The organism is Klebsiella planticola (assembly GCF_000783935.2).
Lineage (GTDB): Bacteria > Pseudomonadota > Gammaproteobacteria > Enterobacterales > Enterobacteriaceae > Klebsiella > Klebsiella planticola.
Map to the genome: position 1 here is coordinate 4517669 of NZ_CP026047.1, position 25200 is coordinate 4542868.

General features: G+C 56.3%; 27 protein-coding genes. 11 read left to right on the forward strand and 16 right to left on the reverse strand.

What is annotated here, in order from left to right:
* Positions 1-57: 57 nt before the first annotated feature.
* Entirely contained in the window at positions 58-900 is an 843-nt protein-coding gene (locus MC50_RS21665) for a LysR family transcriptional regulator (RefSeq protein ID WP_047664914.1), read from the forward strand.
* Here MC50_RS21665 and MC50_RS21670 read toward each other — a convergent pair.
* The 4 genes from MC50_RS21670 to MC50_RS21685 all read right to left on the reverse strand — a co-directional run bounded on the left by MC50_RS21670 (position 897) and on the right by MC50_RS21685 (position 4013).
* Complete coding sequence (locus MC50_RS21670) at positions 897-2072, reverse strand: YbfB/YjiJ family MFS transporter (RefSeq protein WP_047664915.1); 1176 nt, start codon at positions 2070-2072, stop codon at positions 897-899. The genes MC50_RS21665 and MC50_RS21670 overlap by 4 nt on opposite strands.
* Positions 2073-2278: 206 nt before the next feature.
* Positions 2279-2899 (reverse strand): LysE family translocator, encoded by a 621-nt coding sequence (locus MC50_RS21675; RefSeq protein WP_032687653.1) that lies wholly within the window; start codon positions 2897-2899, stop codon positions 2279-2281.
* 125 nt (positions 2900-3024) lie between these two features.
* Positions 3025-3570: a GNAT family N-acetyltransferase gene (locus tag MC50_RS21680; protein ID WP_047664916.1), complete on the reverse strand. Its 546-nt coding sequence runs from the start codon at positions 3568-3570 to the stop codon at positions 3025-3027.
* The gene (locus MC50_RS21685) at positions 3567-4013 is read right to left on the reverse strand and encodes a VOC family protein (RefSeq protein WP_032699813.1); all 447 of its coding nucleotides are present in this window, start codon (positions 4011-4013) and stop codon (positions 3567-3569) included. The genes MC50_RS21680 and MC50_RS21685 overlap by 4 nt, the downstream gene beginning before the upstream one ends.
* Positions 4014-4214: 201 nt before the next feature.
* Here MC50_RS21685 and MC50_RS21690 point away from each other — a divergent pair, with 201 nt between their 5' ends.
* The 3 genes from MC50_RS21690 to tam all read left to right on the forward strand — a co-directional run bounded on the left by MC50_RS21690 (position 4215) and on the right by tam (position 6882).
* Complete coding sequence (locus MC50_RS21690; RefSeq protein ID WP_032696161.1) at positions 4215-5405, forward strand: MFS transporter; 1191 nt, start codon at positions 4215-4217, stop codon at positions 5403-5405.
* 228 nt (positions 5406-5633) lie between these two features.
* Positions 5634-5924: a hypothetical protein gene (locus tag MC50_RS21695; RefSeq protein ID WP_004862141.1), complete on the forward strand. Its 291-nt coding sequence runs from the start codon at positions 5634-5636 to the stop codon at positions 5922-5924.
* A gap of 193 nt (positions 5925-6117) precedes the next feature.
* Complete coding sequence (tam, locus tag MC50_RS21700; RefSeq protein WP_047664917.1) at positions 6118-6882, forward strand: trans-aconitate 2-methyltransferase; 765 nt, start codon at positions 6118-6120, stop codon at positions 6880-6882.
* 294 nt (positions 6883-7176) lie between these two features.
* Here the strand turns inward: tam and MC50_RS21710 are convergent, their stop codons facing one another.
* From MC50_RS21710 to sad, 7 genes are all read right to left on the reverse strand, one after another.
* The gene (locus tag MC50_RS21710) at positions 7177-7617 is read right to left on the reverse strand and encodes a GNAT family N-acetyltransferase (protein ID WP_032696160.1); all 441 of its coding nucleotides are present in this window, start codon (positions 7615-7617) and stop codon (positions 7177-7179) included.
* A 298-nt stretch (positions 7618-7915) separates the two neighbouring features.
* On the reverse strand, positions 7916-9367 hold the full coding sequence (locus MC50_RS21715) for a tagaturonate reductase (RefSeq protein WP_032696159.1): 1452 nt from the start codon (positions 9365-9367) through the stop codon (positions 7916-7918).
* 105 nt (positions 9368-9472) lie between these two features.
* Positions 9473-9997, reverse strand: a complete 525-nt coding sequence (locus tag MC50_RS21720; RefSeq protein WP_032687641.1) for a GNAT family N-acetyltransferase — start codon at positions 9995-9997, stop codon at positions 9473-9475.
* 81 nt (positions 9998-10078) lie between these two features.
* Entirely contained in the window at positions 10079-11500 is a 1422-nt protein-coding gene (locus MC50_RS21725; protein WP_032696158.1) for a GGDEF domain-containing protein, read from the reverse strand.
* 112 nt (positions 11501-11612) lie between these two features.
* Positions 11613-11981: a DUF4186 domain-containing protein gene (locus MC50_RS21730; protein WP_047664918.1), complete on the reverse strand. Its 369-nt coding sequence runs from the start codon at positions 11979-11981 to the stop codon at positions 11613-11615.
* Positions 11981-12907, reverse strand: a complete 927-nt coding sequence (glsB, locus tag MC50_RS21735; RefSeq protein WP_032687638.1) for a glutaminase B — start codon at positions 12905-12907, stop codon at positions 11981-11983. The genes MC50_RS21730 and glsB overlap by 1 nt, the downstream gene beginning before the upstream one ends.
* Positions 12908-12986: 79 nt before the next feature.
* Complete coding sequence (gene sad / locus MC50_RS21740) at positions 12987-14372, reverse strand: succinate-semialdehyde dehydrogenase (RefSeq protein ID WP_032699805.1); 1386 nt, start codon at positions 14370-14372, stop codon at positions 12987-12989.
* A gap of 118 nt (positions 14373-14490) precedes the next feature.
* Between sad and ptrR the strand changes: the two genes are divergently transcribed.
* Positions 14491-15369 (forward strand): putrescine utilization regulator PtrR, encoded by an 879-nt coding sequence (ptrR, locus tag MC50_RS21745; RefSeq protein ID WP_032687636.1) that lies wholly within the window; start codon positions 14491-14493, stop codon positions 15367-15369.
* Here the strand turns inward: ptrR and MC50_RS21750 are convergent.
* Entirely contained in the window at positions 15323-15805 is a 483-nt protein-coding gene (locus MC50_RS21750) for a GNAT family N-acetyltransferase (protein WP_032696155.1), read from the reverse strand. The genes ptrR and MC50_RS21750 overlap by 47 nt on opposite strands.
* A gap of 143 nt (positions 15806-15948) precedes the next feature.
* Between MC50_RS21750 and MC50_RS21755 the strand changes: the two genes are divergently transcribed.
* Positions 15949-16893, forward strand: coding sequence for an L-lactate dehydrogenase (locus tag MC50_RS21755; protein ID WP_047664919.1), 945 nt, complete (start codon positions 15949-15951; stop codon positions 16891-16893).
* A gap of 74 nt (positions 16894-16967) precedes the next feature.
* Here the strand turns inward: MC50_RS21755 and MC50_RS21760 are convergent, their stop codons facing one another.
* Together MC50_RS21760 and MC50_RS21765 are read right to left on the reverse strand one after the other, a co-directional pair.
* Entirely contained in the window at positions 16968-17756 is a 789-nt protein-coding gene (locus MC50_RS21760) for a PhzF family phenazine biosynthesis protein (protein ID WP_047664920.1), read from the reverse strand.
* Between the two features lie 9 nt (positions 17757-17765).
* The gene (locus tag MC50_RS21765) at positions 17766-18557 is read right to left on the reverse strand and encodes a PhzF family phenazine biosynthesis protein (RefSeq protein WP_047665594.1); all 792 of its coding nucleotides are present in this window, start codon (positions 18555-18557) and stop codon (positions 17766-17768) included.
* A gap of 204 nt (positions 18558-18761) precedes the next feature.
* Between MC50_RS21765 and MC50_RS21770 the strand changes: the two genes are divergently transcribed.
* On the forward strand, positions 18762-19961 hold the full coding sequence (locus MC50_RS21770; RefSeq protein ID WP_032687630.1) for a sugar transporter: 1200 nt from the start codon (positions 18762-18764) through the stop codon (positions 19959-19961).
* Positions 19962-20049: 88 nt separating this feature from the next.
* On the opposite strand, the gene MC50_RS21775 is transcribed toward MC50_RS21770, so the two are convergent.
* Positions 20050-20718, reverse strand: coding sequence for a MarC family NAAT transporter (locus MC50_RS21775; protein ID WP_032687629.1), 669 nt, complete (start codon positions 20716-20718; stop codon positions 20050-20052).
* Positions 20719-20958: 240 nt separating this feature from the next.
* On the opposite strand from MC50_RS21775, the gene marR reads away from it, so the two are divergent.
* The 4 genes from marR to MC50_RS21795 all read left to right on the forward strand — a co-directional run bounded on the left by marR (position 20959) and on the right by MC50_RS21795 (position 23671).
* On the forward strand, positions 20959-21393 hold the full coding sequence (gene marR / locus MC50_RS21780) for a multiple antibiotic resistance transcriptional regulator MarR (protein ID WP_004862187.1): 435 nt from the start codon (positions 20959-20961) through the stop codon (positions 21391-21393).
* A gap of 17 nt (positions 21394-21410) precedes the next feature.
* Positions 21411-21791 (forward strand): MDR efflux pump AcrAB transcriptional activator MarA, encoded by a 381-nt coding sequence (marA, locus tag MC50_RS21785; protein WP_004862191.1) that lies wholly within the window; start codon positions 21411-21413, stop codon positions 21789-21791.
* A gap of 30 nt (positions 21792-21821) precedes the next feature.
* Positions 21822-22028 (forward strand): multiple antibiotic resistance protein MarB, encoded by a 207-nt coding sequence (gene marB / locus MC50_RS21790; RefSeq protein ID WP_032687627.1) that lies wholly within the window; start codon positions 21822-21824, stop codon positions 22026-22028.
* A 182-nt stretch (positions 22029-22210) separates the two neighbouring features.
* A complete protein-coding gene (locus tag MC50_RS21795; protein WP_032687625.1) occupies positions 22211-23671 on the forward strand; it encodes a TrkH family potassium uptake protein in 1461 nt (486 codons plus the stop codon).
* A 91-nt stretch (positions 23672-23762) separates the two neighbouring features.
* Here MC50_RS21795 and MC50_RS21800 read toward each other — a convergent pair whose 3' ends face one another.
* Positions 23763-25157, reverse strand: coding sequence for an MFS transporter (locus MC50_RS21800; RefSeq protein ID WP_032687624.1), 1395 nt, complete (start codon positions 25155-25157; stop codon positions 23763-23765).
* Between the last annotated feature and the right edge of the window lie 43 nt (positions 25158-25200).

Here is a 25200-nt window from a genome sequence, read left to right on the forward strand (position 1 = left end):
TAACATCTCTTTTTGAGATGATAAGATCAATATCATTCCCATATTTAGAAGAAAAATATGAACCACGCCACGTTACTGATCTTTAAAATTGTCGCGGAAGAGCAAAGCATTACCCGGGCAGCCAAAAAGCTGGGCCGCGCGCAATCCAACATCACCACGCGCATCCAGCAACTGGAAGAAGAGCTTGATGTCGAGCTGTTCAAACGCGGCAATAAAAAAATGGTGCTCTCCACTGCCGGAAAGCAGTTCCTCGATTACGCGCTAAGAATACTGAGCCTTGCCGAAGAGGCGAAACAGGCATTGCACCCGACAAAGCCCGCCGGGCGCCTGCGCCTGGGGGCGATGGAAGCGACAGCCGCGAGCCGGCTTATTCACCTTCTTCCACAGTTTCGCGCGATCTGTCCGCAGGTCGAACTGACGTTGCATACCCAGCCTACGCAGCAGTTGACCGATCGGGTACAGCGTGCCGCCCTCGACTGCGCGCTGGTGAGTCTGCCGGTAATCGCCGAAGGTGAGCTTGTCTGCCCGCCGGATATCGATGCGATTCCCGTTTTTGTTGAGCAGCTGATGCTGGTGAGCACAACGGGTCCGGCAGATAGCAGGCTTGCAGCGTTCCCCAGGGGCTGCAGCTATCGGGCGCTCGGGGAAGCGTTTTTCGCCAGCGACGCGCGCGTCGAAATTCAGGATGTGGGTTCGTACCACGCCATGATCGCCTGCATTGCGTCCGGTGGTTATAGCGGTATCCTGCCGCAAAGCGTAATCGATATCCTGATTCTGCCAGACAACTGCCAGATTCAGCCGTTTAAGCAGGTACAGACCCAGCTCATCTGGCGCCGGGGATATATGTCCCCTGCGCTCAGTGAAATGCGGCAGCTGCTGACGTCAGCCGCCCCCTTTTAATGGCGCGCGCGTGCAGGCCTGACCGAAACCAGCCCTGCCGCCAGACACAGAGACGCTGCCGCCACAATCAGTGAGGGATTAAACGATCCCGTCAGGTTATGCAGCGTCCCGGCGACAAATGGCCCGATAATCTGTCCGATGCCATAAGTGGCCGTCATCGCCGCGATCATGTTGAATTTTACCCGTTGATTCAGCCTTCTGGCTTCCGGGAGCGCAATGGTAACGGTGCCCATAAAGGTAAAACCGACCAGCAGCGCGCTGAGCAGGCAAGAGAGCAGCGCCTGGCTGAGGGCCGGCAGTACAACGCCCGCCGCCTGGATCAGCAGATTGACGGTCAGCGCCCGCCGGAAGCCCAGCTTCACCACCAGTTTGTGCCAGATAAAGCATGAAGGTACCGCCGCAAGACCAAACAGCGCCCAGATTTGCACCGGATCGATCTGCGTCAGCGAAGCGGATAAAAACAGCGGCAGGTAGGTTGCGGTAATGATGTAACCAAAGCCAGAAAAACCATATATCGCCAGTAATCGCCAGGCATCGGCGGTTGGTCCATCCGTCTCGATTAAAGCCTGCGACTGCGGCGGCCAGCTCTGCACCTCATGGGCCGGCGTCAGCAGCAGGCGCACGACCAGTAAAAAGAGGATCGTCGCGCTAGCGGCGCAGATAAGCCAGATTTGTGGGCTGGAGAGCGCCCCACGTTTCGCCAGAGAGATACATTCGGCGGATAAAAATATCCCCATTCCAACGCCGGAAAAGAGTACCGGCGCACCGTGATGGTGTCTCATATGCTGAAGAAGCCATAGCGAGGCGGCGATCATCGTCACCGCACTCAGCACCCCCGCCAGCCCCCGGATAAGTATTATCCCCCAGGGTGAGCTCACCCACGCCAGTAGCGCCAGACACGCCAACGTGCCTGCCACCGAGGCGAGAGTCAGACGGGTGCTGTCAGCCGGTCGGGCTTTCGCCAGCAGTAGCGCCCCGATCAGATAACCCGCGTAGTTAACCGAGGCGGCCAGATTCCCCTGCCGCAGCGATAGAATCTGCTCATGCAGCATGACCGGGAGAATCCCGGTATAGGCAAAACGCCCGTATCCCATGCCGATAATCAGTACCACTGAACCGGCCAGCGCCAGCCACAAAGCCTGACGTTCCTGCCGCTGTTTCGTCGTGTTCACACGCTACCTCGCCGCTTAACATCTCAAAAAGAGAATGATGTTTCTCTTGTTGTCGTGGTAATGAATATGCCGGCCAGCAGGATATGTGGAGCGCGGGCCGACGTCTGCAGCCAGTGTAGAGTAGCCCGATGAAGATGCTTCGCTGAACAGCGAAGTGTGGGGTTAATGCGACGGATAAATTCGGGGGCTTGCAGCCCCCGTAACGGTTAGCGGTGACTGAGTGCCAGTCTGGCGGCAAAGAGCATAAATACCCCGCCGGTGGCGCGATCCATCCATTGGATAAAGCGCGGCTTTTTGAGCAGTCCGGAGGCGTAACGGGTTGCCAGGATCAGGGTTAATGACCACAGCGTACCGATTAACACATGGATGGCGACCAGCAGGAAGGTCCAGATGATCGGCGAGTGCCCTGCCGGGATAAACTGCGGCAAAAAGGAGACATAAAACACCCCCATTTTCGGATTCAATACGTTGCCGAGCATTCCTTTTAAAAACCAGTTGCTGGTAGACGGCGCGGCAGGCTGGTGCGTATCAAAGGCCTGACGTGGACGAAGCAGAAGCTGAAAGCCGAGCCAGCATAAATAGGCTGCCCCGCACCATTTCAGGATGTTATAGGCCACTTCCGATGCGGCAAGCAACGCGCCTAAGCCAAAAGCGACGATCGCGCCCCAGATAAAGCAACCGGTATCGATACCCAGGGCCGCCTGAAAGGCTTTTTTACCCCCTTCCACGGTTGAGGTGCGAAGGATGAGCGCGGTATCAAGGCCGGGGGTTAAAGTCAGAAGTAACGCGGCTAAGGAGTAAGCCAGAAGTGCATCGGTAACGGACATGTTCTCTCTCCGAAAGAGCTGATTCTATGGAAAACGACCCGCCCAGGCAATCAAATAACGGCGGCCTTAGCGTGATGGCGTTTCGCCATAGCCTGTAACCATGTGGTCACGGGGCGCACCGTTTTTCAGCGCACCAGGCGGTTCCACTCATCCCGGGTGATTTCCCACAATTCCGCATCCAGCATGCCCGCGGTAAACTGCTGTTTCTCTACGCGAATCAGGCGCATGCCGCTGTTCATCGAGATTTTCCGCGACCCCTCGTTGTCGCGGGCTTTTGGCGCACGCAGCACCTCCCGATGGAGCGTGTTAAACCAGAAATCGGTCACGCAGCGGCAGGCCTCGGTCATGAGCCCCTGGCGCTGCCAGGCCGGATCCAGCCAGAACCCGCGATTGTTATCCGCCTGGTCGGAGAGCGTAATCAGGCCGATAAGCTGCTCCGGGGCGGCCTGGCGGCGAATCGTCCAGAACCAGGCGCTACCCTTTTCGGCAGCCGGTAAAGCAATCGTGTTCACATAGCGAGACGCCCCGTCATCCGGGAACGGCCACGGAAAACTGGCCGCCAGATGACGCACGATTTCCCATTGCGGAAACACCGCCTGAATCTGCGGCGCATCGTCTTTGACCAGTGGGACCAGCCGCAGCCTGTCGGTGGTTAAGCGTGGCGCTTTCACGGAGCCTCCTCGCGGAGCCATGGTGTAATGGTGACGCCCGTCAGCAGTCCTTCCGGGCTGAGCAGTCGGCTGACGGTCTGACCCCAGGGTTCTTCGCGGTTGGCAATCAGCAGCCGGTATCCTTTGGCAATCAGCACATCGGTAGCGACCTGAATGTCGCGCACTTCAAATTCAATCCACGCCTGGGGAACGGGCAGATCTGCCGGCCACTCTTCGCTGCCAAAGCAGGAGGTCGCCGCCTGGGCCAGCGGCCAGAGGGCAAAATGTTTCACTCCCGCCAGCGCATCCTGCCCGGTCAGCAGATAGTCATCGTTACCCGCCATCCGTTGCAAAGGTAAACCTAACGTCTCGCCATAAAAGGCATGGCTCAGCGCGGTGTTTTGTGTGATGGGGCCAAATCCTGCGACAAACAGCACGGCGATATCGGTGAAATCTTTTGCCATCTTCCCTCCTGACGATGAGCACAGAAACAGAGCCGGTAGAAAATTTATACATTGAATACGCAGACTTGCACAGATTCGTCTTGTCCCGACGCTAATTTTGGTGGGTTTGGCTAAAACAGCGGAAAAACGCATCCTGTGCTCGTCCGGATGACCGGGTCTGCGCTATGCTGCTCACACCTTCGTTTGAAATACCATGATGTTATGACCTCTTCAGTCAGTAATACTCAGCTTAATCTGCGCATTATCTCGATCGTTGTTTTTACCTGTATCTGCTATCTCTCCATCGGCCTGCCGCTCGCCGTCTTGCCGGGATATATCCATTACCAGCTGGGATACAGTACGCTGATTGCCGGTGTTGTTATCAGCCTGCAATATATCTCTACGCTGTTCAGCCGTCCGCACGCCGGGCGCTATACGGATATTTGGGGACCGAAAAAAGTCGTCAGTCTTGGGATCGTCTGCTGTCTGTTGAGCGGGCTGTTCACGCTCGGTGCCGTGGCGCTGCAATCGGTGCCGCTGCTGGCGATTAGCGCTTTGCTGATTGGCCGTATTTTTCTCGGCGTCGGTGAAAGCTTTACCGCGACGGGGGCAACGCTGTGGGGAATTAAAACCGTGGGGGCAATACATACTTCGCGAGTGATCTCGTGGAATGGCGTGGCCACCTATGTGGCGATGGCGGTAGGCGCGCCGCTCGGTGTGATGCTGAATAGCGAGTTTGGTATCAGCGGTTTTGCCACGGTGGTCGTTCTGGTGGCTCTGATTGGCCTGCTCTTTGCCCGTACGCGCCAGGATGTCAGCGTCACCGCCGGTATCCGGGCGCCGTTCCACGTGGTGGTGCGCAAAATCTGGCCTTATGGTCTGGGTCTGGCCCTGGGGACCGTGGGGTTCGGGGTTATCGCGACCTTTATCACGCTCTATTTTTCCGCACATCGCTGGCAAGGCGCGGCATTTACCCTTTCGCTGTTCAGCGCCGGGTTTATCTGTGTTCGCCTGGTGGCGGGTAATATGATTACCCGCTATGGCGGCGTTCGCGTCTCTCTGGTCTGCTTCGTGGTCGAATGTCTCGGTCTGGTGATTATCTGGCTCGCGCCTTCCGCATGGATAGCCGGCCTCGGCGCACTGCTGACCGGCTCTGGTTTCTCTTTGGTATTCCCGGCGCTGGGCGTGGAAGCGGTCAGACAGGTTGAAGAACAAAACCAGGGAACGGCGCTGGGAACCTATTCGGCCTTTCTCGATCTAGCGCTGGGTTTGACCGGTCCCGTCGCTGGATGGGTCGCCGGATATTATGCTCTGGATACGATTTATCTGTTGGCCGCGGTGGTCGTCGTGCTGGCCTTCCTGCTGATTTTTCGTGTCTACCTGCAACAACGCGTGGGGTTGCGCCACGTATGAGCGACGGTCTCCGGTAGCCGCAGGTTACCGGGACCGGTAAAAAACTAATCAATAATTGACTGTGATTCCGCATCCGTGCCAACATCCTTGTCACGTCTGGTTACAGACGCACTGACGTGGCGGGTGGCATAACAGAGATCGCGTAATAAAAGATCCGGCCCGTGACGTAACCCAATCCGAATCACTGACCACGACGGTGAGTTCTTGAGCCTGGCGGGAAATACGCAAATGCATCAAAGCTTTAATCAGCGCGTTCATTTCTATTACTGCATCTTAGTCGCGCTGAAAATTCATGGAAAATCAAAAAAATCGGGTGGAATCAGAGGAAAGAACAATTTCCTGCTGAAATGGCTGCGCAAAGCTCAGGACAACAATATCTTCCACCCGGATATCACCAGCGAAATCGAATGGCTACGCGGTAAAATTATCCAGGCCGGATATGACACCGATCTGGAGCCGATGCTGGATTTCGTCTATGCCACGGCAAAACGCGCCGAAGCGCTCAAGGAGAGCGATTAACCGCCTGCACCTTGCACATGCCGGGCTCCCCGGCATCATCCACGAGTACACTCTGACCTCTATCCTATCTACCGCACGTGCGTGACATTGTCACAAAAATAGTCGCCATTCCCTCATCCCGTTCGAAAGACGTTTGATCCGACGGCATTGCCCTTTATGCTGGTGAACGCGTCTATCTCATCCGGAGTCACCCATGGCCGACTGGAATCCCTCTCTGTATCTGAAGTTTGGCGCTGAACGTACGCGCCCCGCCGCTGAATTGATCGCTCGTATCACACAGCATCCCGTCACATTTGCCGTCGATCTGGGCTGCGGTCCCGGTAACAGCACCGCGTTGCTTCATCATGCCTGGCCGGAAGCGACGCTTATCGGCGTCGACAGTTCGCCGGCAATGCTCGATGACGCCGCCCGGGCGCTGCCAAACTGCCGGTTCGTTGCCGCCGATATTCGCCAGTATCAACCCGAACGGCCCGCGGATCTTCTCTATGCGAACGCGTCGCTCCAGTGGTTGACGGATCATGAAACCCTGTTTCCGCAGTTGGTCAATCGGCTGGCGGATAACGGCTTGCTGGCGGTACAAATGCCGGACAACTGGCAGGAACCTTCTCATACGCTGATGCGTCAGGTGGCGCAAGAAATGGGGTTCCCGGAGAGCGGACGTCATCCGCTGCCGGGGGCACAGGCGTATTACGATATTCTTACCGCCTGCGGCTGTGAGGTGGATATCTGGCGAACGACCTATTACCACCCGCTGGAGTCGCACCAGGCGATTATCGACTGGCTGCAATCCACGGGGCTTCGCCCCTACCTGCAACCGCTCGACGCCGGGCAGCGGGAGGCTTTTCTCAATCGTTATCTGACGCTGTTGCAGCAACACTATCCGTTACAGTGTAACGGAAAGGTTCTGCTCCTGTTCCCGCGCCTGTTTATCGTCGCGCAGCGCACAGCTCATATCTGATGACAGAGACGCCCGGTGATATAGCGGTCACCGGGCGTCAGCGTCGTTTTGGTTGTTGTCATGACCGGCTTCTGGCATTACGCGTTTTTACTCATTGACCGGCAACTCATCCGGCGCCGCAGCTGCGTTACCAGGAAAGATGGTGCACCAGAGAGAGATCCCACGCGGTGGCCAGCAGCGAAAGAAACATAATCAGGTTAATGGCGGTCTCGATACGTTTTTCCATTTTTGATTCTCCTGAGTTATTTTCAGCCGCCAGGCGACGCTGAACAACGGCTTTTCTTTTAACCCGTGTTAACAGGTGATGCGATAACGCACGTAATCATCAGCGGGAGTGAATTCGTCATACAGTCGACGGGCCGGATTGTCGGTCTGCGTATGCCAGTAAAGGCGCGACCATCCTTGCTCTTTGGCTTCGGCTCGTAGCGCCTGCATCAATTGCCGGGCAATGCCGCGGCCGCGGACCTGCGGATCGACGAACAAGTCTTCCAGATAGCAAACCGGGGTTTTCACCCAGGTCCCTTCATGGAGAACGCATATTGCGAATCCCACCACGCGATCGTCAACCACCGCCACACGCCCCAGAACCGGCGAGCTGTGGTCCAGTAACCGCTGCCAGGTATATTCCGTGACATCGTCCGGCTGCGGGCTGCCATAAAAAGAGGTATAGCCTTGCCAAAGCTGCAGCCATTGCGATTTGTCTTGCCCACAGATCTCACGAATATCAACAACCATTGATTATCTCTCCTGATGCCCGAACTGCACCGGTTACGCGGGCGATCGATGTACACTTTTGCCGTTACGATAACCCATTATTTTCCTGGCCTAAAATTTCTTCAAGCGGCAGGGGCACAATTTGCCCTTATTCGTCTTTATCTGTAAGCGCCCTTTCCGCTGTTTAGCGATTGCCCCTGAAGGAGCGACAGAACTGCACGGTCTGCTTTTTGATTCACGGTTATTGTATGTTGTAACTAAAATGAGTGAATCAATAACCCGGCCGTGGCCGGGTCACCTTTTATCAACGATGTTTAGATCAGCACAACGGCTTCACCGCTTCACGCATTCCGCGTAGCAGGATCGCGTCAAGATCCCGCGTCACCTGTTCAACCAGACCATTAACCTGGGTCAGGTCCTGCTCCCAATGGGAGGTCACCGATAGCACCGCTTTCACCAGTTCGCGGGTGCCGATCTGCGCATCGCGATGCTGCGCCCACAGCGTCTGGAAACGGGTTATCCATTCGGCGTCATCCTGCACCGGATAAGTTTCGCCATCGCGCTCCGCGCGATAGAACGCAATCAACGCCGCCAGCGCAAACGTCAGACGCGCAGGTAGTTTACCTGATTTCTCCTGCCCTGCCAGCAGCTGCGGCAGAATGCGGGTGCGGAATTTGGTCATGCCGTTCAGCGCAATGGAGAGCAGCTGATGTTTGATATACGGATTGCGAAAACGCCCTGTCACCGCGCTGGCAAAAGACTCCAGTTCCGCGCGCGGCAGATCGAGCACCGGAATAATCTCTGCATAAATCGCTTTCTCAACGAACGCACAAATCTCCGGGTCGTTCATCGCTTCGCCAACGGTATCCAGCCCTGCCTGATAGGCAACCGGCACCAACGCGGTATGTGCGCCGTTAAGAATCGCCACTTTCCGCTCTTTGTACGGCTTAATATCATCAACAATCAGGACATTAAGTGGCAATTTATCCAGTCGCAGTTCAGCGGCCAGCGATTTGGGTCCCTGGATAACAAACAGATAGAAGTGTTCGGCGGTAGCGAGGAAACCGTCTTTGTAACCCAGCTGCGCTTCGATAGCCCCCGCTTCATCACGCGGGTAGCCGGTGACGATACGGTCCACCAGCGTCGAGCAGAACGCATTTGCCTCCTGCAGCCAGGTAATAAATGCCGCCGGCAGCGCCCATTCATGAGCATAGCGCAGCACCAGCTCGCGCAGCGCCTCGCCATTATAATCGATCAGTTCGCAAGGAATGATGATCCAGCCTTTATCCGCCGCGCCGGCGAAATGGCTGTAACGTTCGTATAGCAGACGGGTCAGTTTTGCCGGGTAGCTCACTGCCGGCGCATCTTCAAATCGATCGCCTGGGTGATAGCTGATGCCGGCTTCGGTCGTATTGGAAAACACAAACCGCATATCCGGGTTATGAGCCAGCTGAAGGAAGGCGTCGTAATCCGCGTAAACGCTGATTTCCCGGTTTACCGAACGGATCAGACGCGCATCGCTGACCGCTTCACCCCGTTCGTTCAAACCGCGGATAATGGTGGTGTACAGTCCATCCTGCGTGCTCAACGACGGGGGAAACGCGCTTTCTATGGGACGAACGATCACCACGCCGGCGTTCAGGTCGGTATGCTCATTCAGCAGATCAAGTTGCCAGTCGACAAATGCCCGAAGAAAATTACCTTCACCGAACTGGATAATGCGTTCAGGGTACTGCGCGCCGGGAAAATCACGACGGTTTAATGTTTTCACAATAGGTTCCCTCGTAGAGTGGTCATACAACCTGAGTAATTGGTGTAATAACTTAGCAGCTTTTCTAAGAGTAAAACCGTGTTTTGATCAAACCTGACTCTGTTATTACAGGATCTTATAGAACAGTGAGGTCGCCGTCATCGTTCCGTCCGGCATTAAGGCATAACGCGGAATTTCCCCGGCTTTTTCCCAGCCGCACTGGACATAGAAGCGTTCCGCGCCACTGCCGGTGGCCGTATCAAGCACCAGAACCGACTTGCCCTGCTCGCGGGCAAGCTGCTCCAGGTAGTTCATCAGCGCATTAGCCAGCCCCTGCCGTCGCGCATTTTGGTGAACCAAAAGTTTTGCCACGTCGGCGCGATGAGGCTGGTTTTCCGGTTGATCGATGACTAATTGTACCGTGCCGACAATCTGCCCGGCCTGTTCGGCCACCAGCACGAGGCGCTCCCCGGCCGCCACGCTTTCGGCAATGCGCAGCCAGAACGTTCGCGCCGTTTGCAACGAAAAAGGCAGCATAAAGCTGACGGAGGCGCCGCTGTTAACGCAATCGGCCAAAATATCGCTCAGTGGGGAAAGGTTTTCGAGAATATCAGCACGCGAAAGCGTACGAAGAGAAAAGGATGTGGTCATTGGTCACTCCATGAAATTGACCACATCACTATGTTTTTAACTTATATTTAACACAAGCGGAATTGTCATTCCGTTTTCTTATTACTGATTCTCCGCCAGCGTCGGGGTGCAAATCCGATTGCGTCCGGCTTGCTTCGCATTAATAAGATAGTCATCGGCAGCCATCAGCAGTTGATTAAACAGCTCGGTGATCCGTCCGCCGCCGACCGGACGACACTCCAGCCCCATGCTGAGGGTCAGTTTGATCTTGTGCGGCCCCCAGACAAAGGTTTGCGCCGCCACGCCCTGGCGAATTTTCTCAGCCAGCAGCTGACCCTCCTGCGGCGTTGCGCTCAACATGGCGACGGCAAACTCCTCCCCGCCAATGCGCGCCACCAGCCCCTGCTCGCCCACCAGATCCCGCACCCGTTGGGCGAACTGAGCCAGCACGCAATCTCCGCACTCGTGACCCCAGCTATCATTCACTCGCTTAAAGCCATCGATATCCAGCAACATCACGGTAAGCTGCTGCGTTGCTGATTGCGGTTGACGCTTCAGCGCCTCGCTCAGACCGGAACGCGAGTAAACCCGTGTCTGGAAATCAAAATCAGCCCGCAGCGCCAGCTGTTTCACCAGGTTATTAATCGCGTCAACGCTGGAGGCAACAATCACCGGGCTGATTAACATCGCCGCAATGCCAAGGCGGGTCGAGAACAGCTGCCATGGCTGCAGATGCGCATCGGGAGAGAGATGAATTAATGCGTTCGCGACCAGCAGGATCTCACCGATGCCGGTGAGGAAAGTCAGCAGACAGGTCAACGGCAGCGGATAACGAATCGCACACCAGATCAGCGCAGGCAGCGGGAAGGTGATACTTTCGGCGCCCCCTACGGCGACGCCAAGAATAATGGACAGCACCAGCACCATGACCGGTAGCAGCTGACTCCAGCGGAAACCGCTTAACGTCGAAGGGATCGTCACCGTCAGGATAAACGGCAGGATCAGCACCGCCGTCGAGAACTGTTCGCTAAACCAATCGGCCAGCAGAGAGATAAATGTCTCCCGCTCTACATCCATCGAGCCAAGCGTCCCCACGGCGGCGCTCAGGAAAGCCGCCAGCAGGCAGTAACAGAACAAATTCAGCACATTGATCGGGCCCGGCATGGAATCAGTCCGTCGCTTATCCCACAGCAGCAGCTGCGCCAGGCTGACGATAAAGACAATATTCGAGAAATTAATCAGCAGCGAGGCAAAGCCCATCCCCCAGCGTGAGGTCAGGCCGTCGTAGACCATCATCGCCACAAAACAGGTGGCATAAAAATAGCTACGATTGAGCCAGACATAGCGGGCGAAGATCCCGACCATCACGGCATTCAGCGGCCAGAAAAAGGACAGTTCCTGGACCAGACGCAGCATGGCACCGAAAAAATGGAGCAACAACGTTATGGTGAATAACACCAGCGCGTCACGCACGGGATGTTCCTCACGAAACAGCGTGAATAACCGAATCGACAGTGAAGACATTCAGTGATTATCCGTCTAATTGTTTCAGGCAATTATTATGTTAATAATTAGTTAGCGGATTATCATAACATGAGAATATTTATCCAGCATACCCATGACGGATAAATGCGCATTATTGAGGGCCGGATAAATTCATCTGGATAACCAGCCAGCGATGGATAACCTGCACCACATAGTGCTGCTCGCGGTCTGTCAGTTCGCGACCGGGGGGAATATCATGCCACTTCGCCAGACAGCCACGACAGCAGGTGGCGGTGGCATGCTGGGCGATAAACACCGGATGCCCGCGCATCGGCGTCTGTTTACCGTCATTTGCAATATGCGCCGGTGCCAGACGGCGGGCAATAAAATCCGCCGCGTGCTGGTCGATGGTCTCCGGCCCTTTATCGACACAATACTGCCGCTCTTTACTGCCAAGATGAAAGCGGGAACGAAAGGTCGAACGCTGGAGACGGGCAAATAAATAATCCATGTTCACCATCAGAATACCGACCTTCCCAGGCGTTGGGTGAGTTTTTCCAGTACCGCGGTTCCCGCCAGCGAGTTACCGGCCGCATCCAGCTCCGGACTCCACACCGCGATAGCCATCTCCTGCGGGACAATAGCGACAATACCACCGCCTACGCCAGATTTTGCCGGCAGTCCGACGCGCCAGGCAAACTCGCCGGCGTTCTGATACATCCCGCTGGTCATCATTAAGGCATTCACCTGCCGCGACTGGATCGGGGCAATCACCGGGGTATCCAGATGCGGAGCCACCCCGCGATCGGCGAGAAACAGAAACGTGCGCGCCAGTTCGACACAGCTCATTTCCAGCGAGCAGTAGTGAAAATAGTTTTGCAGGACCGTCGCGACATCATTATGGAAGTTGCCGAACGATTTCATCAGCCATGCGATCGCGGCATTGCGTGCCGAATGTTCGAACTCCGAACGCGCCACCAGCGGATCATACGCGATATCCGTCACCCCACTCAGACGACGCACGATTTCCAGCATTCTCTGCCGCGGCGCGCTCAGCCGGCTTTGCAACATATCGCAGACCACCAACGCGCCGGCATTAATAAAGGGGTTGCGCGGTTTGCCCTGCTCGATTTCCAGCTGTAATAACGAATTGAACGGCTGTCCGGAAGGATCTTTCCCCACCCGTTGCCAGATTTCATCCTCCTGATAGTGGTTCATCGCCACCACCAGGCTCAGCACTTTAGAGATGGACTGAATAGAAAAACGTTCGTGGGCATCGCCGGCAGAATAGTGTTGACCCTCCACCGTACAAATCGCCACGCCAAGCTTATTGCCGCTTACGCTTGCCAGCGCCGGAATATAATCCGCCACTTTGCCACGCCCAATCAGCGGCCTGATTTCTGCCAGAATCGTCTCCAGCATTGCATTATTGATGACCGTCGCCACACCCGGCTCCTTGCCCGCCGTCAAAATTCGGGCTGCGAGTATAGCAGAGCACGGCGACGATCGTCAGGTGCGACTTCCGTTAGCGACGGTCTTTCCATACGGTCTGGACGTTACAGAACTCATGCAGGCCAAAGTGGGACAGCTCGCGACCAAAGCCGCTCTTCTTCACCCCGCCAAACGCCACGCGCGCATCGCTGGCGCTGTAACCGTTGATAAAGACGCCACCGCACTCCAGCTCGCGAGAAAAACGCCCGGCTTCATCGACGCTGGCGGTAAACACGGTCGCCGACAGACCGAATTCGCTGTCATTGGCCAGCGTCAGCGCATGGGCTGCGTCTCGCGCCACGGTAATAGTCGCCACCGGGCCAAACAGCTCCTGGCGGAATCCGGTCATCTCCGGGGTCACGTTGCCCAGTACCGTTGGCGCATAGTAGTTGCCCGGCCCGGCGATTTTCTCCGCCCCGAGCAGCAGGGTCGCCCCTTCAGCCAGCGTCGCCGTCACCTGTTGATGCAGCTCATCACGCAGATCGAAACGCGCCATCGGCCCGAGGTAATTGGCCTCATCACGCGGATCGCCCATCTTCAGCGCTTCAACCGCGGCAACAAATTTTTTGCTGAAGGCCTCGGCAATCCCGGCCTCAACGATAAAGCGCTTCGCGGCGGCGCAAACCTGCCCGGTATTTTGATAGCGGCCAATCACCGCGGCTTTTACCGCTTCATCGAGGTCGGCATCATTCAGGACGATAAACGGATCGGAACCGCCCAGTTCAAGAACGCATTTCTTCAACGCCGCGCCGGCCTGGGCGCCAATCGCCTTACCGGCGCGCACGCTGCCGGTAACCGTCACCGCGGCAATACGCGAATCGTCGATCATCCGGGAAACACCATCATTCGTCGCATTAACCCAGCCAAATACGCCGGCCGGCAACCCTGCCTGATTGAAGATCTCGCCAATCAACGCCGCGCTGCCCATCACGTTCGGCGCATGTTTCAACAGATAGCTATTCCCCGCCAGCAGAATTGGCACCGCACCGCGCAGAACCTGCCACAGCGGGAAGTTCCACGGCATAATGGCGAGAATCGCGCCCAGCGGACGGTACTCAATCACCGCATTGTTATTTTCCACCTGGGTGGCTTCGGTCGCCAGCATGGCCGGGCCGTGTTCCGCATACCAGTCGCAGAGATTCGCGGATTTCGTCACTTCACCACGCGCCTGGGCAATCGGTTTGCCCATCTCAAGGCTGATCATTTGCGCCATCTCTTCGGCGCGGGCGCGCAGCGCGTTACCGACTTTACGCAGAGCATCGGCGCGCTGTTCAAGACTGACGGTACGCCACTGACGATAACCCTGCTCAGCAAGCGCAATCGCCGAATCCACCTCTTGTTCGCTCGCCCAGGGCAGAGACGACACCCTTTCTCCCGTGGCCGGGTTGACGGAAACCGCGTGAGTTGCAGATAAATTCATCGTTATGCTCTCTCTGTTGATGACCAATGTTGATTGCGAATTGACCTCATTCTGGCTTACCCTTCCTTTCATTGAAAATGAATAATATTAAGCAACCTATTCACAAAAGAAGAACACTATGGACCTGACCCAGCTTGAGATGTTCAACGCCGTCGCCAGCACCGGCAGCATTACCCAGGCCGCGCAGAAGGTGCACCGCGTCCCGTCAAACCTGACGACCCGTATTCGCCAGCTGGAGGCTGACCTCGGCGTCGAGCTGTTTATTCGTGAGAACCAGCGCCTGCGCCTTTCGCCGGCGGGACACAGCTTTTTGCGCTACAGCCAGCAGATCCTCGCGCTGGTCGATGAAGCCCGAATGGTGGTCGCCGGAGATGAGCCGCAGGGGCTGTTTTCGCTGGGTTCGCTGGAGAGTACCGCCGCGGTTCGCATTCCATCGACGCTGGCGCTTTATAACCAGCGCTATCCGAAAATCCATCTCGCGCTCTCTACCGGCCCGTCCGGGACGATGATTGATGGCGTACTGGAAGGCACCTTAAGCGCCGCATTTGTCGACGGGCCGCTGGTCCATCCAGGCCTTGAGGGGTTACCGGTCTTTCCGGAAGAGATGATGATTGTGGCGCCCTTCGGCCATCCGCCGATTACCCGCGCCAGCGAGGTGAACGGCAGCAACGTCTACGCCTTTCGCGCCAACTGTTCCTATCGCCGCCATTTTGAAAGCTGGTTCCACGCCGACCGGGCAACGCCAGGGCGGATCCATGAAATGGAGTCCTATCACGGGATGCTGGCCTGCGTCATTGCCGGCGCCGGACTGGCGCTGATCCCGCGCAGTATGCTGGAGAGTATGCCCGGCCATCATCAGGTGTCGGCCTGGCCGCTGGCCGAAGAGTGGCGCTGGCTGACGACCTGGCTGGTCTGGCGACGCGGGGCGAAAACCCGTCAGCTGGAAGCGTTTATAGCGCAGCTGAACGAAGATCGGCAACGAGCAGTTTCTCCATAAACAGGCTCAGCGGGTCGGGTTGATACGGTGCGAAGGCGCTGCGGGTCTGATAACCCCAGCGGGTATACAATCTGACCGCCGCCTGCTGATAGATTCCGGTCTCCAGCCGCACGGTATGGCAGTCCCGGCGCAGCGCTTCCGTTTCCAGCGCCTCCAGCAGCCGTTCGCCCAGCTTTTGCCCGCGATGCTCCGGGTCGATAAACACCCGCTTCATTTCCCCAACCCCATCGTGGCCGAGCACAATCGCCCCGCAACCGACCGCCTGATGTTGGACATCGCGGATCAGCAGCACAATCACCGACTCCACCGCCAGCTGGCTCAAATCAACGAGGTGGTTGCTCTCGGCCGGATAGAGGGATTCCTGATATGCATCCAGGCGGGCAATCAGCGCCGTCAGATCCGGATCGGTTATGGCTGTCGTGGCGATGGTATACATAGGCGAGCTCCTTTTTTCGCCTACTGTAGCGCAGCGCATACCCCTGTTCTCATAGTTTTAACTTATACAACCCGCAGCCGCTTGCGCTAAGCGATTGAACCGCAGTAATTTTATGCCATGACGCTTGATATCGGGAATGAACCATGAATACCAAAGCACGCAAGGTAATGATTATCGGTGCCGGCAATGTCGGCACGTCGGCGGCCTACGCATTGTTAAACCAGACGATCTGCGAGGAGTTGATCCTTGTGGACCTCGATACGGCCAGAGCACAGGCGCATGCTCAGGATCTGAGCGATGCAGCCGCCTATATGCCGGGAATGATGACCATTTCAACGCGGGACATCAGCGAGTGTGCCGATGTCGATATCGCGGTGATTACCGTTTCCGGCGGAGCGCTGAAACAAGGCCAGAGCCGCCTTGACGAACTGAACGCCACGGCCAAAATCGTGAACAGTATCGTTCCACCGATGATGGGCAACGGCTTCAACGGTATCTTTCTGGTGGCCACCAACCCCTGCGATATTATTACCTGGCAGGTCTGGAAGCTGTCCGGACTCCCGCGCAGCCAGGTGATAGGCACCGGCGTCTGGCTGGATACCACCCGCTTGCGACGGGTGCTCGCCCAGGCACTCGATATTGGCGCCCAGAGCATTGACGCTTTTATTCTCGGCGAACATGGCGATACCCAGTTTCCGGTCTGGTCGCACTCGTCGGTTTACGGTTCTCCGATTGCCGATGTTTACCTGAAACATACCGGTCAGCAACTGGATCGCCAGAAGATCGCGGAGAAGGTTCGCACCCTTGGCTTTGAAATTTACGCCGGGAAAGGATGCACGGAGTACGGCGTCGCCGGCACCATCGCCGAGATCTGTCGCAATATATTCACCGGCAGCCATCGCGCGCTGGCTATCTCGTGCATTCTTGACGGCGAATACGGTATGGATGATGTCGCGGTCGGCGTACCGGCGGTCCTGGCGCAGAGCGGCGTTCAGCAGATTATTGAACTGCAATTAGCCGAGGATGAGGCGGCGCTATTCCGCCACTCTGTTGAGGTGATTAAAGCCAATATCGCCCGTCTCGCGTAAACCCGCTTCCCTTGCGTTGACGCCCGCTTTACGCGGGCATCCCTCTCTCACGGCTAGCGGCGGTCGGGATAGATTCAGCGTAGCAAAATTCTCCCCTGCAGCCAGGTCACCGCCTGGCCGGCCATCAGCACGCGATCGCCCTTCAGCTCACAGCGAATATCGCCGCCGCGCGGCGATATCTGCCGGGCCAGCATCTTGCTTTTCCCGAGCCTGGCGCTCCAGAACGGGATCAGCATGGTATGCGCCGAACCGGTGACCGGATCCTCCCAGACCGCTTCTCCCGGGGAGAAAAAACGGCTGACAAAGTCATACTCGCCATCGCCGGATGCGGTAATCGTCACCTTATGCTCACCGGGCGTCATTGCCGCGATAGTCGGGCGCACGGCGGCAACCTCCTCGCGACTGGCCAGCTCGATAAGCCATGCCCGGCCACGGCGGGCGCTCACGGCCCGCTCAATGCCTAATCCGGCGAGCAGGGCCGCAGGTGGGGTACTCTCTTGCGTGGCACAGGCCGGGAAATCCAGGGTCAGCCAGTCCCCTTCCCGGCTCACGGTCAGGCGACCGGACGCGGTCGCAAAATGAATCGCCGCATGAGGGAAGTCGAGATGATGAAAAATGACGTGTGCGCTGGCGAGAGTGGCGTGACCACACAGGTTCACTTCATTGCGGGTGGTGAACCAACGTAGGGAGAACGACTCTCCCTCGCGCACCACGAAGGCGGTTTCAGACTGATTATGCTGCTGCGCCATTTTAAGCAAAATATCATCCGCCAGCCACGCGTCCAGCAGGCAGACCGCCGCCGGGTTACCGGCAAAAGGCCGCTCACTGAACGCAGAAACCAGATACATGGGGATCTCTTTCACCGTATCTCCTTAGCGTAGCGTAATGGTGCCTGTCATGTACGTGGTCGCCTGCCCGCCAATCAGCACCCGATCGCCATGCCACTGGCAGCGCAGATCGCCACCGCGGGCGGAGACCTGTCGCGCCTGCATGGTCGTTTTGGCCAGTTTTTCCCCCCAGTAGGGGATCAGCATACTGTGCGCCGAGCCGGTCACCGGGTCTTCAACAACCCCCTCGCCCGGACAGAAAAAGCGGCTGACGAAATCATATTCATCATCGGCGGCGCTGACGCAGATCATTTTGTCCGTGCGCTCAAGCAACGACATATTCGGCCGCACGGCTTCCACCTGCTGACGATTTTCGAGGATCACCAGGTAATCCCGCCCCTCGCGAATCTCTACGGCCTTGTCCAGCCCAAGCCCGGCAAGCAGCTCCGGAGGCGGCGCGATAAGCGGGGTGGTTTGCCACGCCGGGAAGTCTAACGTCAGCCAGTCGCCGTTACGCGTGACCCTCAGTTCCCCCACAAAACGGGTACTGAACACCACAGTGGTGGAAGGATGGTCGAGATATTCAAAGATAATGTGCGCCGAGGCCAGCGTGGCGTGGCCGCAGAGGTTAATCTCATGCAACGTGGTGAACCAACGCAGCTCATAACCCTCATCGGTGCGGACAAAAAAGGCGGTCTCAGACTGGTTGTGCTGCTGCGCCATACTCAGCAGCGTGTCGTCCGGTAACCATTCGGTGAGTGGGCACACCGCGGCAGCATTACCGCCAAAATTGCGATCGCTGAAGGCATCAACCAGGTAAAAATCAATTTCCTGCATCATACAACTCTTCCTGTTTTTACTTTTCTTCAACATGACATAAAAGCGTGCCATGTACACGATCTATATAAAAATGAATCCGTTAGCTTATAAATGCCGCCAGATGCCATAGTGAGATCCAGATCACAAAACGATTGTATTTTCACCAGCAATCGTTTTAAGATCGAGACCTCTTCTTCCTCTTTAGTAACCAGCTCAGAACCTATGATTACAAACACGGTTTCACGCAGGGTCGCGTGGCTTCGGGTAGTCACGCTTGCGATCGCCGCTTTCATTTTTAACACCACTGAATTCGCTCCGGTCGGTCTGCTGTCCGACATTGCCGACAGCTTCGGCATGGAAACCGCTCAGGTGGGCATGATGCTGACCATCTATGCGTGGGTGGTCGCGTTAATGTCGCTGCCGTTTATGCTGCTGACCAGCCAGATGGAGCGCCGCCGCCTGCTGATCGGCCTGTTCATTCTGTTTATTGCCAGCCACGTGCTGTCGTTCTTTGCCTGGAGCTTTAACGTTCTGGTGATCAGCCGCATCGGTATCGCCTTTGCGCATGCGGTCTTCTGGTCGATAACCTCTGCACTCGCAATACGTCTGGCGCCACCGGGCAAACGTGCGCAGGCGCTGAGTCTGATTGCAACCGGCACCGCGCTGGCGATGGTATTCGGCATTCCTATCGGCCGCATCATCGGGCAGTACTTTGGCTGGCGGACCACCTTCCTGGCGATCGGCCTGGGGGCGCTGGTGACGCTGGTGTGCCTGTTTAAGCTGCTGCCCAAACTGCCTAGCGAGCATTCCGGTTCGCTGAAAAGCCTGCCGGTACTGTTCCGGCGCCCGGCGCTGCTGAGCATCTATCTGCTGACCGTCATTGTGGTGACCGCGCATTACACCGCCTACAGCTATATTGAGCCGTTTGTGCAGACGGTAGCCGGTATGAGCGGTAATTTTGCCACCGTGCTGCTGCTGATCCTTGGCGGCGCAGGAATCATCGGCAGCGTGCTGTTTGGTAAACTGGGCAACCAGCATGCTTCCGGACTGATTAGCATCGCCATTGGCCTGCTGCTGGTCAGCCTGCTGCTGCTGTTGCCGGCATCGCAAAACGCTCACCACCTGATGGTGTTAAGCATCTTCTGGGGCATCGCTATCATGATTATTGGTCTGGGGATGCAGGTGAAGGTTCTGGCGCTGGCGCCGGATGCCACCGACGTGGCGATGTCGCTGTTTTCGGGGATCTTTAATATTGGTATCGGCGCGGGCGCGCTGGTCGGCGGCCAGGTCAGTACGCATCTTTCAATGGCCTCGATCGGCTATGTCGGGGCGATTCCGGCGCTGGTGGCGCTGGTGTGGTCAATCATGATATTCCGCCGCTGGCCGGTGTCGCTGGACGATCATCAGCCTCACCACTCCTGAACGGGGTGACTAAAGAAAAAAAGCCTGCCGGTTGTTCCATCGGCAGGCTTTTTTATTCGCGGGTCGCCAGTCAGGCTATGGGGTGTTATCAGGCGTGGTAGTGAGTAATGATTTCCAGCACGCCGTTGATAATAAACTGTACGCCCATGCAGACCAGCAGAAAGCCCATCAGGCGCGAAATCGCTTCGATTCCCCCTTTCCCCACCAGACGCATGATTGCCCCGGAACTGCGCAGACAGCCCCAGAGGATAATCCCGACCAGGGCAAAGATAATCGGCGGCGCGGTCAGTACCACCCAGTCGGGAAAATCGACGCCATGCTTCACCGTCGATGCCGTACTGATCAGCATGGCGATGGTCCCTGGCCCGGCGGTGCTCGGCATTGCCAGCGGCACAAACGCGATATTGGCCGTCGGTTCATCCACCAGCTCTTCGGATTTGATCTTCGCTTCCATCGAGTCATGCGATTTCTGCTGCGGGAAGAGCATGCGAAAACCGATGAAGGCTACAATCAATCCACCGGCAATACGCAGGCCAGGGATAGAGATGCCGAAGGTGCTCATCACCACCTGACCGGCATACCAGGCAACCATCAGGATGATGAATACGTACACCGAGGCCATCAGCGATTGTTTGTTGCGCTCCTCGTTGTTCATGTTGCCAGCCAGCCCGAGGAACAACGCAACGGTCGTCAGCGGGTTCGCCAGCGGTAAAATCACCACCAGCCCCAGACCTATCGCCTGAAAGAGTTCAATCATAATGAATTAAGGCCCCGTTAATCTTTCACTATTAAAAAAGTTTTGCCGCGCAAGTATAACTTTGGTCGTCAATATCATTCCAGCGCTTATCACCCGGCCGGCGCGCCGCCTCACCGCCGCTTCATCCCAGGTCAGAAGTCTGCTTTAGCAAATCGTGTCATCGTCTAATCCCTCAGGTTGACATATTATTGCCTGGGCAATAATATCAGCAGCAATTAACTACTTGCCTGGGCAACCATTGTGAAAAACACCAGCGATCTGTTTAACGAAATGATCCCTCTCGGTCGCTTGATCCAAATGGTTAACCAGAAAAAAGATCGCCTGCTCAACGAATATCTCTCGCCGATGGATATTACATCCACCCAGTTTCGGGTGCTTTGTTCCATTCGTTGCGAAGTATGTATTACCCCCGTTGAGCTGAAAACCGTGCTGTCGGTCGACCCAGGCGCAATGACGCGCATGCTCGACCGTCTGGTCTGTAAAGGCTGGATTGAACGGTTACCCAACCCCAATGACAAACGCGGCGTACTGGTGCAGTTGACACCGGACGGTGCGGCCCTTTGTGAGCAGTGTCATCAGGTTGTGGGTCAGAAATTGCACCAGGAATTAACAAAAAATCTGTCGGCGGATGAAGTGGTCAACCTTGAGCATTTACTCAAAAAAGTCCTGCCGTAATAAGAAGAGGTAAGATGATGTCCAGACGCAATAATGACGCCATCACTATCCATAGTATTTTGTCGTGGATTGAAGATAACCTGGAATCGCCCCTGTCGCTGGAAAAAGTGTCCGAGCGTTCTGGTTACTCCAAATGGCACCTGCAAAGAATGTTTAAAAAAGAGACCGGTCACTCCTTAGGTCAGTACATCCGCAGCCGCAAGCTGACGGAAATCGCGCAAAAACTCAAGCAGAGCAATGAGCCGATTTTGTACCTGGCAGAGCGCTACGGTTTCGAATCGCAACAAACGCTGACGAGAACCTTTAAAAACTACTTCGACGTTCCGCCGCACAAATATCGCATGACCAATATGCCGGGTGAATCCCGCTATCTGATGCCACTAAACAACTGCTGTTAATCGCCTGCAACAAGACGTATTGAGGAAATCATGAAACTATTCGCTACCGCGGCCATGGTCCTGGTCGGCCTGGCCTCCAGCCAGAGCTATGCGGAGCAAACCACTACGCCGGTTCGCCACAATCACCGCGACGCGATGATTATGCCTTCCGAACATAACGACTCTCCATTTGATTTCAATCATATGGCCGCCGGTAGCGACAAATCGGATGAGCTGGGCGTACCGTATTACAATTAACTGCACTACCCGAGCATTTTGCCCCGTTTACGGGGCTTTTTTTTGCGCCTCTGACAACGACGGGTCGCGACCCCTGGTCTGTCCCGTTTGCTGCACTCCCTGATCTCAATTTGTGCCCAAATATCATATAATTCCTTATCCCTGTTCATCGTAGTTACGCGCGTGAAACGCTAAGACCGCTGATGTACATTTCAACCCGGTTCAAAATTGTTCTTCACCTGTGTGGGTTTCTGGTTTTGCTCTACAGCCTGACCATGATCCCGCCGATGCTGATTGCGCTGTTTGCCAAAGAGCGCAGCGTTTTTGCCTTTTTTTCGACCTTTGCTATCGCCTTCTCTGGCGGCTTGCTCTGCTGGCGAGCGACGCATCAGTCCAGGGTTAATCTCGAAACCCGCGATGGTTTTCTTATTATCGTGCTGTTCTGGCTGCTGTTTTCCGCCATCAGCGCCTTGCCGCTGTGGCTAAATGATGAACTACACCTGTCGATAGCCGACGCCCTGTTTGAGGGGGTTTCGGGGATTACCACCACCGGGGCGTCGGTCTTTCATGACGTCTCTTCGCTGCCCGTTTCGATCCTCTATTACCGCGCCCAGCTCAATTTTGTCGGTGGCTTAGGGGTTATCGTTCTTGCTGTAGCGGTGTTGCCGCTGCTGGGCATTGGGGGAATGAAGCTTTATCAGTCCGAAATGCCAGGGCCGTTTAAAGAGGAGCGTCTGACGCCGAGGCTGGCGGATACCGCCAGGAGCCTGTGGCTCACCTATATGCTGCTGGGGGGCGCCTGTACCCTTGCTTTCCTGCTGGCCGGGATGCCTTTTTTTGATGCCCTTTGCCACGGGCTATCGACGGTGTCGCTGGGAGGGTTCTCCACGCATACCGAAAGCATCGGCTACTACCAGAGCGATGCAATAGAGCTGGTGGCCGGGGCATTCTCTCTGCTCTCGGCCCTTAACTTCACCCTCTATTTTGTGGCTATCGCGCGTCGCAGCCTGAAACCGTTTCGCCGCAGTACCGAGATGCATTTCTTTTTCCTGGTCGTGGCGCTGGTGGTCGCGGTGGTCACTTTCGCAGTGTGGCGCGCGGGGATGTACAGCCTGCCCAAATCGTTCGTCCACGCTTTTTTTCTCACCAGTTCCATGATCACCGATAACGGTCTGGCGACGGCGGATTATGCCTCCTGGCCGCCGGATATTATCGTGCTGCTGCTGTCAGCGAGCTTTTTCGGCGGCTGTGTCGGTTCGACCTGCGGGGGAATTAAGGCGCTGCGTTTTCTGATCCTCTTTAAGCAGAGCCGCCACGAGGTACATCAATTAGCTCATCCCCGGGCAATCATGAGTATCCGGGTCGGAAGCGCCATCATCAACGATCGCGTGTTGCGTTCCGTGTGGAGCTTCTTCTTCCTGTATATCCTCACGACCTGCGTATTTGTCTGGCTGTTGAATCTGCAGGGCTACGATCTGCTGACGTCGTTTGCATCGGTTGCCGCCTGCATTAATAACATGGGCCTCGGTTTTGGTGCCACCGCCGATGGCTTCGCGGGGCTGAATGATGTCTCGAAATATCTGATGTGTATGGCGATGCTGTTGGGGCGACTGGAAATCTATCCGCTGCTGATTCTGCTTTCGCGTACATTCTGGCGTAGTTAGCGGGGCAGCGGCGACAGGCAATTCGCCAGGCAGATGAGCGCGCTCCGGCGCGGAGAAGAAGACATAACGCCTGCAATGCAGGCGTTAGTTTTTAGTTCACCGTGGCCGGATGCTCCAGACTCTCCGTGCCCTCACGTTGCGGCTCTTTCTCGTGCCGGCGCGCCGCCAGCAGTCGACAGATCTCCGCATGCTTCTCCTCGGTAAAGGTAAAGCGCGACATAAACACCAGCCGGATCAGCGAACCAATGGCCGGCAGCAGGCAGATACCAAAGAACAACCCCGACAGCACGCCGTCACTCTGGGTTTGCGCCTGCGGCACGTAGCCGATCATTGTCAGAAACACGCCGATTAACCCACCGCCTACCGCCACCGACATCTTGCCGGTAAAGGTCTGTCCGGAGAAGGTGATCGCCGCGCAGCGCTTGTGGGTGTGGTACTCCGCATACTCGATGGTGTCGGCAATCATCGACGAGGTGAGGATGTTGGTCATCATCACGAACAGCGTACTCAGGCCAAGCAGAATAAACAGCATGGTCACGTGCTGATATCCAACAAACCACATCACCACGCGAACCGCGACATCCAGCCCGCAGAGGATCATAAACAGCTTCCGCTTCTGCATCCTGCGCGTCAGCATCGGGGCGACGAGACACACCACCGCCGCCATAATCCCCATCACGCCGATCGCCATCTGCAGACTGCCGTCACCCATGTTGTTGATAAAGAAATAGATATAGAGACCACCTGCCACATTGTGGAACACGCAGAAAAAGAACGACAGCAGAACGATAAACAGCGGCTTGTTCTGGCGCAGGTTATGGAAGGTGTCACGTATGGTCACCTTTTCCGGGCTCGGCGGGACGCGCTCTTTGATCTGCATAAAGCCGTTGAGCATCAGCGGTAACCCCACCAGCATCATCACCAGCGCCGCCATAAAGTAGCCTTTGTCGTTGCTGTACTGGGCGAAAAACGCCGCCAGCTTCGGGAAGAAGATATTGGCGCAGGCGATCCCGGCGTTGACCCCCAGCATGGCTGCCGTCACCGCGCGGGTGCGCTGCCCGGAGTCGTTGGTCATCACCGACGACATCGACCAGAACGGGATATCAGAGATAGCGTATAGCGTTCCCCACAGAATGTACGTCACCCCGGCGTAGAGAATTTTGGTGGTCATGTCCGCTTCGATTTTATAAAACGCCAGCAGGGTGACGCCCGTGATCAGCAGCGGGGCAATCAGCAAAAAGTGACGAAACTTGCCGAAGCGGCTGTTAATGGTGTCCATTATGCTGGCAAACAGCGGATCGTGAACCGCGTCCCACGCGCGGGCAATCAGGAAGATGGTACTCGCCGCCAGCGCTGAGATCCCCAGCACGTCGGTGTAAAAATAGTTAATAAACGAACCCACTAAACCAAAGCTAAAACACTGACCTAAACCATAACCAAAATAAGACCACAACTCACGAGACGGTATTTTCATTGCCATTGCCATAGTGCGTACCTGGTTGCCCGGCGGCAGCCCGCCGGGTGGATAT